Origin of the sequence: Acinetobacter sp. SwsAc4, assembly GCF_013391535.1 — a bacterium.
GTDB lineage: Bacteria > Pseudomonadota > Gammaproteobacteria > Pseudomonadales > Moraxellaceae > Acinetobacter.
Window position 1 is genome coordinate 19,092 of record NZ_JACAXC010000035.1, and the last position, 12,531, is coordinate 31,622.

A 12,531-nucleotide genomic window follows, 5' to 3' on the forward strand; every position below is an offset into this window, starting at 1 on the left:
AATTAGTGTTCAGCCCATTCAACTGTTGAAAGATCAATCCCTTCTTTGTACATATCCCAAAGCGGAGAAAGTTCACGTAATTTCTCAACAGCAGCTTTGGTAATTGTTAACACATGATCAATATCTGCTTCAGTTGTGTATTTACCAAAACTGAAACGAATTGAACTATGTGCCAACTCGTCAGATAAACCTAAGGCACGCAATACGTATGATGGTTCTAAAGTTGCAGATGTACATGCTGAACCACTTGAAACGGCAGCATCTTTTAATGCCATCATCAGTGACTCGCCTTCAACGAAGTTGAAGCTAACATTTAGATAGTTTGCAACGTTCTCAGTCGGATGACCATTCAAGAACACTTGCTCAAGGTCTTGAAAGCCATTCCAAAGTTTGTCACGTAGGTGGCGAAGACGCTCTTGTTCTGCTTGCATGGTTTTCCCAGCAATTTCAAAAGCTTCACCCATACCTACAATTTGATGAGTTGCTAAAGTACCAGAACGCATACCGCGCTCATGACCACCACCATGCATTTGTGCTTTTAAGCGAACACGTGGGCTACGGCGGACAAATAGAGCACCAATTCCTTTAGGACCATAAATTTTATGACCAGAGAAGCTCATTAAATCAATTTTCATGGTTGAAAGATCGATTTCGACTTTACCAGCGGCTTGTGCTGCATCAACGTGTAAGAATGTTTTATTCGCACGTGTTAACTCGCCAATAGCCGCTACGTCAGTAATGGTGCCGATTTCATTGTTGACCATCATCAGTGAAACAAGAATGGTATCTGGACGTAAAGCCGCTTTCACCATCTCAGGCGTAATTAAACCTGTACGTGGTTCAGGTTCTAAATAAGTAATTTCAAAACCTTGTTCTTCTAGCTCGCGGCAAGTATCTAACACTGCTTTGTGTTCGATTTTACTAGTAATGATGTGCTTGCCTTTTGAACCGTAAAACTGAGCAATACCTTTTAGTGCTAAGTTGTTAGATTCAGTTGCACCAGAAGTCCAAACGATCTCACGTGGATCTGCTTTAACTAGGTTTGCAACTTGTTCACGTGCATATTCAGCTTTTTCTTCAGCTTGCCAACCATAGGCATGCGAGCGTGATGCAGGATTACCAAAAGTCCCTTCGAAGGTTAAACATTCCATCATACGTTGTGCAACTTCAGGAAGTACTGGTGTTGTTGCTGCATAATCAAGATAAATTGGACGTTTCATGTCAAATACCTGTAACCGATAGGAGGGCTGAATCTAAACTTGCTGAGTTTTGACGTAGTGAAACAGTTTGAACGTTGTCACGTGCAATTAAGTCTGCAAGAGAAATTTTTGAAAGATAATCGGCAATATGGTGGGAGAGTTCTTGCCATAAGTCATGCGTTAAGCACATTGCACCATTTTGGCAGTTACCTTTATGGTCACAACGTGTCGCATCGACAGTTTCATTTACAGCTTCGATAATTTCTAGCACAGTGATTTCAGCAGCATTGCGTGCAAGATGATATCCACCGTTAGCACCACGAACGCTTGAAACTAACTCATGACGCTTAAGTTTCGCGAATAACTGTTCTAAATAAGCGACTGAGATGGATTGGCGTGCTGCTATTTCCGCAAGCGTGATCGTTTGTTCAGTTGGCTGCAAAGCTAAATCAAGTAGAGCAGTCACTGCGTAACGACCGCGAGTTGTAAGGCGCATGATTCGATACACATGGTTAGACTAGATGTCTAAATTTTATTAATTCCGACTAAAATAGTCAAGTTTTAAATTGTCATTATCAGTGTGAAAAGTGAAATATATTTGAATTATTGTATCCACATAGTATAAACAAAAAAGGCAATAAAAATAAAGCTCAATACAGCAAAGCTAATATTGATCAGGCGCTGGCGTTTTTGCATTCGGTGAATACGGTTTTGATATTGTTTAACTTCAACCAATAATGAGTTGATCTCAGAGCGTTGCTGATCAATTTTATCAAGCAATGGCGCGATTCGTTGCTGAGACGCAATAGCTTCTGCATCATTATCAAATGCATTGAACCATTGTTTCCAATTTGCGAATATACTCGTGAGTGTGAGGTGAGGGATTAAATCCATCACATCTTCTTGAAGTCTTGCATCACCTAAAATACGCATATTGTAAATACTGCGCTGATTATTAAATACGAAAATTTTAATCAAATCGATGAGTGTGCTATTTATTTCTAGATCAACTTTTCGATCTAGTGCTTTCATATCAAATAAAATTCCTTTTTCGGTAAATTGGACATAAAAGTCAAAAAAAGGAATATAGCTGTTGATTCGAATGGTAACTTTTTCATCGATAAGCTTTTTCGCTTGCAAGCGTAAAGTTGCATCATGCGTGAGAATGAATGAAAAAAAAGTTTCTAAAACAATGATGACAATGTTTAGCAACAAATGGGGGTGTTTATGTCTTTGTTGCGTATCACTCATAGGTCTCTTTGTCCTTGCCAATCACACTATAAATTTCATAAAGCACGTAAATCTGAGTATCCATACTCAATTGTTAAAAATAATTTACATGACTTTATTGCTTTGTAGAACAGTTTTTTAAAACGATCAAGTCTTAACTTTGATATTATAAAAACATTTTTATGGTTAAATACGACATACTGTTTGTAAAGTGTTTGGGAGTAATGGTTAATGGACAACTCAAATGTAGAACACCCAACTGATGAGGCAGAGGTAAAAACTAAGCTAAAATCAAAGAGTTCTAAAAAATCTGCCCTTGATTTCAAAAAGTATACGCAACAGATTTGGCTGGCTGGATTAGGTGCTTTTTCACGCGCCGAAGAAGAGGGAAATAAATTATTTGACTCTTTAGTCAAGGTGGGTGAAGAGCTAGAATCCAAGACCGTAGATTTTGCTGATAGCACTGTTGGAAAAGTAACTGAGAAAGCCAAAGAATCAGTGACGGATACTAAAGATAAAGTTGAAAAAATTTTAGACACAGGTGTGAATCATTCGTTGAATCGTATTGGTCTAGTCACTCCAAAAGATCTCCAGCATATCGAGCAACTTTTAGTTCAGCTACATATTAAAGTAGATGCATTGATTGAAGAAAATAATCTATTAAAGAGTAAATTGAATAAAAAGTAAAAAATATAGGCACTCGTCTGTTTATGTGGTTTTTGAGTATTTATTTTTGCTAAAAAGCCTTTCTAGTATTGCGTTCTCCCCTAAAGCATTGCTATAAAGGCGGCATGGCCTTTTAAACTATAGCCTTGGATCTTAACAAACGATATTAAGAGGATATTTTTTATCATGAATAAATCAGAATTAATTGATGCGATTGCTGAAAAAGGGGGAGTATCTAAATCGGATGCTGGTAAGGCACTCGATGCAACGATTGCGTCAATCACTGAAGCACTTAAAAGCGGTGATACGGTTACTTTAGTTGGTTTTGGTACATTTAGCGTTAAAGAACGTGCTGCACGTACTGGTCGTAATCCTAAAACAGGTGAAGAGCTTCAAATTAAAGCAAGCAAAGTACCTAGTTTTAAACCAGGTAAGGGTTTAAAAGATTCAGTTGCGTAATCTTTTTAAATCAGAAAACGCACCATTTTGGGTGCGTTTTTTATTTATTGAATGAAATACTTTATTCAGCATTCATTCGCTTTGGTTTTTCAGTTAAAATTGCCCCGAAATAAAATATTGGAATACTTATGGAATCATTTCGTACAGTCATTAAGGGTTGGCTTGGCAAAGTCCTATTAGTTTTGTTTTTGACCCCTTTAGCGCTTGTAGGTATTGAAGGATATTTTAGCGGCAGTAATAAAGCAGACGTTGCGAAATCTGTTAACGGACAAGATATTTCTAATAAAGACTTGGAAAGTGCGACTAAAAATTATAAAGATCAATATTTATCAATGGTTAAGGGTGATGAGTCTCTTTTAAATCAGTCCGTTATTCAGCAAAAAGCTTTAGATGCGCTGATTGCACGCTCTTTATTGCAACAACAGGCAGAAAAATTAGGTATTTCTTTAAGTGATACTCAGCTAGAGCAAATGTTGGCACAACAACCAAGTTTCCAAGAAAATGGAAAGTTTTCTCAAAAGTTGTATGAAAATTATTTACGTTCAGTTGGAATGACTAACCAAGCTCTAATTGCTAGCCTGCGTCAAGATCATGCCCTAAAAATGATTTCATCGACTTTGTTAGATTATGCGTTGGTAAGTCAATCTGATTTACATCAGCTTGCGAGTTTGCAAACAGAACAGCGTACTTTGCATTTAGCAAGTATTAAGTTGGATGATTATAAAAAAGGTTTGACTGCGTCGACTCAAGAAATAACAGAGTACTACAACAAGCATAAAAATGAATTTAAGCAAGTTGCGAGTGTTGATGTTGACTATGTGGTTTTAAGCCCAGCATTATTGCCTCAAACTAATTTAAATATCACTGATGCTGATTTACAACAAGCTTATAAGGCTTTTGTTGAAAAGCAGCAGAAAGATGCAAAACGTGAAGTTAAGCATATTTTAATTACAACTGATGCGCGCGATGCGGCAGCAGCTCAAAAAATTGCGAATGATGTTTATGCCAAGATTCAAGGTGGAATGTCATTTGCTCAAGCGGCTGCACAATTTTCTGAAGACCCGACTTCAAAAGCACAGGGTGGTTTAGTTGATGCTTACGCGCCAGGTATTTTCTCAGCCGACTTTGATAATGCGGTTAATGGATTAAAGAATGGTGAAGTTTCTAAGCCTGTTAAAACACAATATGGCTACCATATCATTGAAGCAAATGCACCAGTTACAAATATTCCTTCATTTGAGAGTGAGAAAGCTCGCTTAACAGCTGAAGTGCAGAAAGCAAAAACTGCAAATTTATTTAGCGATACTGTAAATAGCTTAAATGAAATGGTTGTGGGCAATGACTCTTTAGAAGCGGTTGCTCAAGAAGTGAAGGGTGCTCGTGTTGAATCTTTAAATGGGGTGACCTTAACTACTCAAAACCCTTATTTGAGTGATTTAAATGTTAAAGCAAAACTGTTCAATGATGATGTGAAAAACGGTGACCGTAATGCATCTTCTAATATTCAGTTAGCGAATGGTGATACGATTTGGATTAAAGTCCGTAATTACCATGCAGCGGGTGTTAAACCATTAGATCAAGCGACTGCTGAAGTAAAAGCAAAAGTCATTGATGCAAAGGCATATAAAGCTGCTCAAGCAAAAATTTCAAAGATTTTAGCTGATTTTAAAGCGTTACCTGCTGCACAAGTTGTTGCAAAATCACAAGTCACTTTTGAAGATGCAGGTACATTTGCACGTTCTCAAGGTTTAAAGCGTGCAATTGAACGTGCTGCTTTCAGTATTCCAGCGCCAACTAAAGAAGGTATGTGGTCTGCTACGACAGCAAAATTACCTAATGAGTTGGTTATCGTTGCAGTTTCAAACGTGAATACTAATGCTGCAAATGAGTTACCGCCAGAACAAATTGCTGAGTTAACTAAGTTGTATCAGCAGTTCCGTGGTCAGCAGTTACTAGAAGACTATACTGATTATTTAAAATCACAGGCGAAGATCAAATAAGTTTGATCTAAGCTTTGAAATTTAAAAAGCCAGTTCTTATGAACTGGCTTTTTTGTGCATGATAAGCATTATTTTTTCTGAATAAATTTAGCTTCTTCGGATTGTGGATATTGGTTAAGCAACTTTGTTTTATACTTATTGGTAAGAGCAGTGTTTTTATCGACTTCTTTTGCAATGCTATAAAGTTGATAAACCGCTCGAGAAGCTTTTGCTGAATTGGGATAGCGTGTTACCACGATATTATAGTTTTGTTTGGCTGCTTTATAGTCAACAGGTTCAACCGCTAAATAAAACTCAGCTAGCCAAAAGTAAGCGTTTCCAACATAAATTCCATTTGGGTGGTTTTTAATGAAATTTTGCATGGGTTGGATGGCTTTTTTTGCACCACCTTGTTTGTAGGCATCTAGAGCAACCGTATATGCTGCTTTTTCTAGCTCAATTTGGTTGGTGGTATTGCTTGTGGTAGCGGTATTTGACTTCGGTTGTACGGCAGGTGTCTGAGAGACTGTGTCTTGTTTTACAGGACTAGGAGCTGTTGATGTGGGTGCAGATGTTGGAGCTGAGTTTGTTTCTGTTTTTACTGTATCAGTTGTCGTACTATTTTCTGGTTCTGTATTTTCTTCTGGCGGGTCAATTTTTTGAGAGAGTAATTCTAAGCGTTGATCTAAATCTGTATAGCGATTTGCCAACTCTTTTTTCAGTTGTTCAATAGAATTGTCATGCTCTTCTAATTGTCCTCGTAATTTTCGAACTTCTTCTTCTAGTTTTTGGTTCTTTTGAATGAGATCCCAATTTAGGTTTGCGCCAGGATTAGAGATATTTGTGTTATCTGCAATCGTCTGGCTCAGTGCACGAGATTCAATGGGAACATTTGCATATAAATGTGCGCTAGCGAGTAAGGCAGTAAAAAGTACGGAATACTTTTTTAGCATAAAAATTCATCCATAAAGTTAAAAAGCCGTGAGCGAACAAGTCCTCATGTTTACTTGTGGCACACTAGATCTATGTTTTTGATTTAGTCATTAAAGCAGCAACTCATTTAAATGCAATAAGCATTTACAATCTTCAAGCATTTTTCGAATAAAGAAATTATCTGTTGTTTAATGTTTATACATATTTAAATTAAACGGATAATATAGAGATAGATTTTGCTGATGAAATAAGCAATTGAATCAAAAAGTCACTTAAAAACAGATACAAGTCTTGCAACTCAGGTAAAAATCTCTATACTTTGTCAGGCAATGGTAGCCCTGCTGGTAGCTTCGCAATTGTACTCTACGAACCCCGCCAGGACCGGAAGGTAGCAACGGTAGTAGAACTATGATGTGCCGAAGTAATGCTAGTGGGGTTGCCACCATTTATTCTTCATCGCTCGTTCGAGCAATTGCTTTCATAATTATTCCCATATCAAATCCTCGGTACTGTAAGAATCTAATTTGTCTTGCTTTTAGTTTTGGATCTGTCTCTACTTCTATTCCAAATTTCTTTATTTTGAGTTGATAAGCTTGATCTAGCCAATCGACCTCTGAAAGTTCTTCTTTAATAAGTTCTGTATCGAGTTGTTTTGCTTTTAAAACCTGTTTAATTCTTTGTAATCCTTTACCTTTTCTAAGTTGACTGGCCAATGTGAGTTCTGCAACACGTTGGTCGCTTTGGTAATTTTGTTGTGCTAATTCATCAACTAGATTTGCGACTTCTTCTGGATTGATCGCATATTGATTTAATTTTGCTTCGAGATCTGCTTTGGAATAATCCCGACGTGTAAGAAGGGCAAATGCATAAGAGCGTAATCTTACACCTGTTAGTGTTTTCGGTTTCTCTATTTTTTCAGAATTAAACAAGTTTTATATCCTCTTGAAAGAAAAACGCCCCGAAGGGCGTTTCAGCTTAGCTTTCTAAAAAATCTGGTTCTTCTTCATCTTCAGTTTGAGCTGCTTCTTTGTTATTTTTAGTAAGAAGTTGTTCACGAATGACCTTTTCGATTTCTTGAGCCATTGCTGGATTTTCCTCAAAATGTCGAATCACGTTATTTTTACCTTGACCAATTTTATTGCCTTGATAAGAATACCAAGCACCCGCTTTTTGTACGATGTCTTGTTGAACAGCAAGATCAACCAATTCGCCTAACTGATTGGTACCTTTGCCATACATGATTTGGAACACAGCTTCTTTGAACGGAGGTGCCATTTTGTTTTTCACAACTTTAACACGCGTTTCGTTACCTGTGATCTCGTCACCTTCTTTCACTTGACCAATACGACGGATGTCTAAGCGTACAGAAGCGTAGAATTTAAGTGCATTACCACCTGTAGTGGTTTCTGGACTACCAAACATTACACCAATCTTCATACGGATTTGGTTAATGAAGATCACCATACAGTTCGAGCGTTTTGCATTACCTGTAATTTTACGCAGAGCTTGACTCATTAAGCGTGCTTGTAAGCCCATATGCGAGTCGCCCATTTCGCCTTCAATTTCAGCTTTAGGGGTTAATGCTGCTACAGAGTCGACAACGATTAAATCGATTGCACCCGAACGCACTAGCATATCGGCGATTTCGAGCGCTTGCTCACCGTGGTCAGGTTGTGAAACCAATAGATTATCAATATCTACGCCAAGCTTACGTGCATATTCTGGATCTAATGCATGTTCTGCATCGATAAAGGCACAGGTACCGCCATTTTTTTGACATTGAGCAATCGCTTGTAATGTCATGGTGGTTTTACCTGAAGATTCAGGACCATAAATTTCGATAATACGACCTTTAGGTAATCCGCCAATCCCTAATGCGATATCGAGAGTTAAAGAACCTGTAGAAACCGCTTCAACAGCTTGTACAGTATTATCACCTAAGCGCATCACGGTATTTTTACCAAACTGCTTTTCAATTTGGCTTAAGGCTGCTTGTAACGCCTTGCTTTTATTATCATCCATCTCAAAACCTCAAAACTTTATTTCTTAACGACTAACCCAAGTGGATGTACTGAATCTCAACTTGTTGGGACTTGAGTATAGTGGCAGATTCTAGTTATATATTCCACATCTGATCTGTGTCAGTACGACACAAGATGACGCATCCAAATTAGAAAATTTTATTCATCATGATATGACCATGATTCTACATTTTCTTGTTTAAAACGATTGATATCACGACGATCTTTTTTACTTGGTCGGTGATCAGGTCGGGCTAGATTATGCAATTTTCGCTGTGATGCATGCAACTCTCTGCGTTCAATACTTTCAGGCGTTTCTTCATAAAGAAGTTGAGCCATGGGAGCACCACCTCGAACAGCTGATAGTGCTTTCACAACAACGGTCTTTTTCTCAAAACCTTGCTGTATGGTGAGTTCCATTCCAATACGCACGTCTCTAGAAACTTTAACGCGGTCATTGTTGTGATGGACTTTACCACCTTCAATTGCGGCTTTGGCAATAGAGCGAGTTTTAAAAAAACGTGCAGCCCAAAGCCATTTATCAATGCGCATGGCATCCATGCTGTCTGATTCATGCTGTTTTGGCATCTGTTACCTGTAAGTTGGTGTCAAGATAATCAAAGAGATTGGTTAAATGATCAAGTGATGGGTACGCTATTTCCGTGGCGAGTCGAGCGGGTTTAGCACTAGACGGTTGTAAAATGCTAAATAATTGGTTAATACCAAAACGTTCAGCACCTTGGAGTACCGCAACCGTATCATCAATAAATATTGCTTGAGCTGGATCAAATGGATGTATTTGTTGTAACTTTTGCCAAAAAGCGACTTCTTCTTTGGCATGCCCAAGCTCTTCACTACTGATCATGACTTCAAAGTAAGGGCTAAGTTCGACATTTTCAAGCTTCAGTTGTAAGCCTGCTCGATCAGCATTGGTCAGTAACCAACAGCGATAGCCTTGAGCTTTGAGTTGTTCTAATAATTCAAAGCAACCTGAACGCGCTTTGATTTTTTCTCGATGCTCGTATAGGAGTTGCAAAACATCGACTCCAACTTTTGTAGTCCAGTACGCAGAAGAATACCAAGATAGTGTATGCTTATGTTGTTGGTAAAATTGAAATAGTGTCTGTTTACTCTGTTCTAGAGTGCATTGATGTAATTGAGCATGGCGTTCAGGTAGACACTCATTCCAAATAAAATCATCAAAGGCTAAATCGAGTAATGTGCCATCCATGTCGAACATGGCAATAGGCTTTTGCTGTAAATCTGAATATGACATAAGGTTGGTCTATGTTTATAAAAACGCTCGCTCCACAAGATGACTTGATTATGCAACTTGTTCCAATTATGGCGCAGGCTAGTCAAATATTGTTGGAAGAATACCAAAGTTATTGTGCTGGTTGCGAGTTTAATATTCAGGAAAAAAGTGATGATTCTCCTGTGACTCAAGCTGATTTAAAGGTAAATCATTTTCTACTCAAGCATTTGGCAACGATAACACCGCAATTACCTGTCTTATCTGAAGAGAGTGATTATTCTGAGCGTAAGTCATGGAAAAAATGTTGGATGCTTGATCCACTAGATGGAACGAAAGAGTTTATACATGAGCGTGATGAATTTACGACTAATTTAAGTTTGATCGAAGACCATCAGACAACTTTTGCGATTATTGCAGTGCCTTGTGAACAGGTCATGTATATCGGTTATCGCAATCAACTTCCTTATAAATACAGTTTTAGCCGTAATGAATGGTTTCAATACAAAATAGAAGAACATGACTTAAGTACGCCTCTCCAAATTGGATTTAGTCACAACAGTAAAAATCCTAAATATCAAAATTTTATTCAACCATTACTCAAACATCGTGCTGTTGAGCGACGTGAAGCTGGTAGTGCCTATAAGTTTTGTATGATGCTTGAGGGTGATATTGATATTTATCCACGGTTTCATCCAACATCGGAATGGGATACGAGTTCAGGTCAATCGTTATTAGAAAGTATTGGCGGTGGTCTACTGACTCTAGAGGCTAAGCCATTTTTGTATAATCAGCGAGATACTGTTCTTAATGGTGGCTTTATCGCATTTAAAGATCAGTACTGCAAAAAAATTGCATATGAAGCATTACAGCATTCTGGGATTTTAGATTGAGAGTTATATTACCCATGTTATAGTGGGTTAAATTTTTATATTACATAAATATTATGGCGCTACATTTATTGCCTAAAAGTATGTTTGAAGCTGTGGATTTATTGCCAGACACTTCAACGCCAGTCACCTTATTTACACGTCATTCATTGCGAGAACTTGTCAATGGACAGGGTTTTGCTGGTTATGATTTGCAGTTGACTGAGCAAGGGCGAGAGCTTGCATATGCTTGGGGGCAATATCTCATACAAAATACTGATCGAGCTATACATCACTGTATTTCTAGTCCTATCCAACGATGTGTTGATACGGCGGCTTTAATGATTGAAGGTGCTGATCAGTTACGTAAGGGTGAAAACACTCATACGATAGAGATTGTTGAACAGCGATTATTGGTTGAGCCAGGTAGTTTTGTATTAGACATTCAACAAGCTGCACCATATTTTCGTAAACAAGGTGCATTGGGGTTTATCAACAGTTTTGTGAATAATGTTTTGCCTGGCATGAAACACCCTATTACAGGTGTATTTGATGTACTTGAGTTGCTTTATCACACACATCCAACACATCAAAATGGTTTAAGTATTGCTGTTAGTCATGACACTATTTTGGCTGCAATTGTAGCTGTCATTTCAGGTCAAACAGAAATTCAACAATCAGACTGGCCAGATATGATGGAGGGATTATTTGTTTGGTTTGAGGGTGAGGATTTTGCAAATAGCAAGTTAAAATGGATTTGGCGTGGTCAAAAGCATGAATTGGTTATTAAAGATTTTCAGAATAAATAAGATTTTTGAAAAGTATGATTTAATTGTGCACTTTTAAAATTAAAAAAACTACTAACGTTGCATTAAGTTGAAGACAATAAAAAAGCCCGAAAATCGGGCTTTTTTACATGCATCAAATTAGTTAGCTAATGCTTTAATTTGAGCGTTTAAGCGGCTCTTGTGACGAGCAGCTTTATTTTTGTGGATGATGCCTTTGTCAGCCATACGGTCGATTACAGGTACAGCTGTTTTATAAGCTTCTGAAGCAACAGCATAGTCACCAGCAGCGATCGCATTTACAGTACGTTTGATGTAAGTACGAACCATAGAACGCAAGCTTGCGTTGTGTTTACGTGCTTTAACGTTTTGACGAGCACGTTTTTTAGCTTGAGCAGAGTTTGCCACTCGTGCACTCCTTGAAAATAAGTTGGTCTGGGCGGGCTGAAGTTAAAACCAAAAAATATTGGCAACATTCACCAGCCCGTAAACAAGTGCCATATTTTGAGGAAACTAAGCCCCGAAGTCAAGCCTTGTGATACTTTTAAGTACATTTAACAGGTGATAATCTTGCAAGAAAACGTTACATTAGGCTTAGTTATGAGTCGGAATAAATAAAAATGAGAATAGGTGATAAAAAGGCAATTGTTATTGGTGCTACAGGGCTAGTGGGTGAAGCGCTAGTGGCTGAATTGGAACAGTCAAATGATTTTAGTTATGTGACTGTTGTAGTAAGGAAAAATTCAGATAAATTAAAATCTTATAGCAAAGTAAATCAGCTTATTCTAGAAGATTTTTTGCTTTTGAATGATGAAGATGTAAGTACTTATACCCATGCATTTAGTTGCTTAGGTAGCACGATTAAACAAGCTGGATCGAAACAAGCATTTTACGCAATTGACTATGAAATTAACGCTCATTTTGCTGATTTAATCCAAGATAAAAATATTCATTTATTGGTGGTCAGTGCTTTAGGGGCGAATGCTAATTCACCAGTTTTCTATAATAAAGTTCTCTGTACACGACAAATTTCATAGAGCCCTTGTCCTATCAGGCTTTTTCTTTCTTAAAATTGCGAGCACTTTCTTAAATTCTTCTTTTTTTCCAAAACCAATCAAACGTAGAATAGCCATCTGAA

General features: G+C 37.8%; 14 protein-coding genes, 1 other RNA gene and 1 pseudogene. 7 read left to right on the forward strand and 9 right to left on the reverse strand.

The window, feature by feature from the left end; genetic code table 11:
• Positions 1 to 2: 2 nt before the first annotated feature.
• The 3 genes from HYG88_RS13520 to HYG88_RS13530 all read right to left on the reverse strand — a co-directional run bounded on the left by HYG88_RS13520 (position 3) and on the right by HYG88_RS13530 (position 2,450).
• Entirely contained in the window at positions 3 to 1,220 is a 1,218-nt protein-coding gene (locus HYG88_RS13520) for an IscS subfamily cysteine desulfurase (protein ID WP_005160809.1), read from the reverse strand.
• 1 nt (position 1,221) lies between these two features.
• Positions 1,222 to 1,695, reverse strand: a complete 474-nt coding sequence (locus tag HYG88_RS13525) for an Rrf2 family transcriptional regulator (RefSeq protein WP_005160806.1) — start codon at positions 1,693 to 1,695, stop codon at positions 1,222 to 1,224.
• Between the two features lie 107 nt (positions 1,696 to 1,802).
• A complete protein-coding gene (locus HYG88_RS13530) occupies positions 1,803 to 2,450 on the reverse strand; it encodes a hypothetical protein (RefSeq protein ID WP_005160804.1) in 648 nt (215 codons plus the stop codon).
• 210 nt (positions 2,451 to 2,660) lie between these two features.
• Between HYG88_RS13530 and HYG88_RS13535 the strand changes: the two genes are divergently transcribed.
• From HYG88_RS13535 to HYG88_RS13545, 3 genes are all read left to right on the forward strand, one after another.
• Positions 2,661 to 3,116, forward strand: a complete 456-nt coding sequence (locus tag HYG88_RS13535; RefSeq protein WP_005160802.1) for a phasin family protein — start codon at positions 2,661 to 2,663, stop codon at positions 3,114 to 3,116.
• 165 nt (positions 3,117 to 3,281) lie between these two features.
• Entirely contained in the window at positions 3,282 to 3,554 is a 273-nt protein-coding gene (locus HYG88_RS13540; protein ID WP_004661469.1) for an HU family DNA-binding protein, read from the forward strand.
• Between the two features lie 128 nt (positions 3,555 to 3,682).
• Positions 3,683 to 5,554, forward strand: coding sequence for a SurA N-terminal domain-containing protein (locus HYG88_RS13545; RefSeq protein ID WP_005160800.1), 1,872 nt, complete (start codon positions 3,683 to 3,685; stop codon positions 5,552 to 5,554).
• A 68-nt stretch (positions 5,555 to 5,622) separates the two neighbouring features.
• On the opposite strand, the gene HYG88_RS13550 is transcribed toward HYG88_RS13545, so the two are convergent.
• Positions 5,623 to 6,486 (reverse strand): YbgF trimerization domain-containing protein, encoded by an 864-nt coding sequence (locus HYG88_RS13550; RefSeq protein WP_005160798.1) that lies wholly within the window; start codon positions 6,484 to 6,486, stop codon positions 5,623 to 5,625.
• Positions 6,487 to 6,805: 319 nt separating this feature from the next.
• On the opposite strand from HYG88_RS13550, the gene ffs reads away from it, so the two are divergent.
• An RNA gene (ffs, locus tag HYG88_RS13555) (signal recognition particle sRNA small type) lies at positions 6,806 to 6,902 on the forward strand.
• A gap of 10 nt (positions 6,903 to 6,912) precedes the next feature.
• Here the strand turns inward: ffs and HYG88_RS13560 are convergent.
• The 4 genes from HYG88_RS13560 to HYG88_RS13575 all read right to left on the reverse strand — a co-directional run bounded on the left by HYG88_RS13560 (position 6,913) and on the right by HYG88_RS13575 (position 9,763).
• The gene (locus tag HYG88_RS13560; RefSeq protein WP_005160797.1) at positions 6,913 to 7,395 is read right to left on the reverse strand and encodes a regulatory protein RecX; all 483 of its coding nucleotides are present in this window, start codon (positions 7,393 to 7,395) and stop codon (positions 6,913 to 6,915) included.
• A gap of 46 nt (positions 7,396 to 7,441) precedes the next feature.
• Positions 7,442 to 8,488: a recombinase RecA gene (gene recA / locus HYG88_RS13565; protein WP_004661473.1), complete on the reverse strand. Its 1,047-nt coding sequence runs from the start codon at positions 8,486 to 8,488 to the stop codon at positions 7,442 to 7,444.
• 158 nt (positions 8,489 to 8,646) lie between these two features.
• Positions 8,647 to 9,075, reverse strand: coding sequence for an RNA-binding S4 domain-containing protein (locus tag HYG88_RS13570; protein WP_005160794.1), 429 nt, complete (start codon positions 9,073 to 9,075; stop codon positions 8,647 to 8,649).
• Positions 9,059 to 9,763, reverse strand: coding sequence for an HAD-IA family hydrolase (locus HYG88_RS13575; protein WP_005160785.1), 705 nt, complete (start codon positions 9,761 to 9,763; stop codon positions 9,059 to 9,061). The genes HYG88_RS13570 and HYG88_RS13575 overlap by 17 nt, the downstream gene beginning before the upstream one ends.
• An 11-nt stretch (positions 9,764 to 9,774) precedes the next feature.
• Between HYG88_RS13575 and HYG88_RS13580 the strand changes: the two genes are divergently transcribed.
• Together HYG88_RS13580 and HYG88_RS13585 are read left to right on the forward strand one after the other, a co-directional pair.
• The gene (locus HYG88_RS13580; RefSeq protein WP_005160780.1) at positions 9,775 to 10,632 is read left to right on the forward strand and encodes a 3'(2'),5'-bisphosphate nucleotidase CysQ; all 858 of its coding nucleotides are present in this window, start codon (positions 9,775 to 9,777) and stop codon (positions 10,630 to 10,632) included.
• 53 nt (positions 10,633 to 10,685) lie between these two features.
• On the forward strand, positions 10,686 to 11,417 hold the full coding sequence (locus tag HYG88_RS13585) for a histidine phosphatase family protein (protein WP_005160777.1): 732 nt from the start codon (positions 10,686 to 10,688) through the stop codon (positions 11,415 to 11,417).
• A 117-nt stretch (positions 11,418 to 11,534) separates the two neighbouring features.
• Here the strand turns inward: HYG88_RS13585 and rpsT are convergent, their stop codons facing one another.
• Positions 11,535 to 11,801 (reverse strand): 30S ribosomal protein S20, encoded by a 267-nt coding sequence (gene rpsT, locus HYG88_RS13590; protein ID WP_004639414.1) that lies wholly within the window; start codon positions 11,799 to 11,801, stop codon positions 11,535 to 11,537.
• A gap of 212 nt (positions 11,802 to 12,013) precedes the next feature.
• Between rpsT and HYG88_RS13595 the strand changes: the two are divergent.
• Positions 12,014 to 12,406 (forward strand): annotated as a pseudogene (locus tag HYG88_RS13595) (NAD-dependent epimerase/dehydratase family protein); the annotation flags it as partial.
• Positions 12,407 to 12,531 lie beyond the last annotated feature (125 nt).

Bases quoted from the DNA above. Each gene is read 5' to 3' on its own strand.
- HYG88_RS13520 (WP_005160809.1), bottom strand. From the start codon at position 1,220: ATGAAACGTCCAATTTATCTTGATTATGCAGCAACAACACCAGTACTT.
- HYG88_RS13525 (WP_005160806.1), bottom strand. From the start codon at position 1,695: ATGCGCCTTACAACTCGCGGTCGTTACGCAGTGACTGCTCTACTTGAT.
- HYG88_RS13530 (WP_005160804.1), bottom strand. From the start codon at position 2,450: ATGAGTGATACGCAACAAAGACATAAACACCCCCATTTGTTGCTAAAC.
- HYG88_RS13535 (WP_005160802.1), top strand. From the start codon at position 2,661: ATGGACAACTCAAATGTAGAACACCCAACTGATGAGGCAGAGGTAAAA.
- HYG88_RS13540 (WP_004661469.1), top strand. From the start codon at position 3,282: ATGAATAAATCAGAATTAATTGATGCGATTGCTGAAAAAGGGGGAGTA.
- HYG88_RS13545 (WP_005160800.1), top strand. From the start codon at position 3,683: ATGGAATCATTTCGTACAGTCATTAAGGGTTGGCTTGGCAAAGTCCTA.
- HYG88_RS13550 (WP_005160798.1), bottom strand. From the start codon at position 6,486: ATGCTAAAAAAGTATTCCGTACTTTTTACTGCCTTACTCGCTAGCGCA.
- recA (WP_004661473.1), bottom strand. From the start codon at position 8,488: ATGGATGATAATAAAAGCAAGGCGTTACAAGCAGCCTTAAGCCAAATT.
- HYG88_RS13570 (WP_005160794.1), bottom strand. From the start codon at position 9,075: ATGCCAAAACAGCATGAATCAGACAGCATGGATGCCATGCGCATTGAT.
- HYG88_RS13575 (WP_005160785.1), bottom strand. From the start codon at position 9,763: ATGTCATATTCAGATTTACAGCAAAAGCCTATTGCCATGTTCGACATG.
- HYG88_RS13580 (WP_005160780.1), top strand. From the start codon at position 9,775: ATGTTTATAAAAACGCTCGCTCCACAAGATGACTTGATTATGCAACTT.
- HYG88_RS13585 (WP_005160777.1), top strand. From the start codon at position 10,686: ATGGCGCTACATTTATTGCCTAAAAGTATGTTTGAAGCTGTGGATTTA.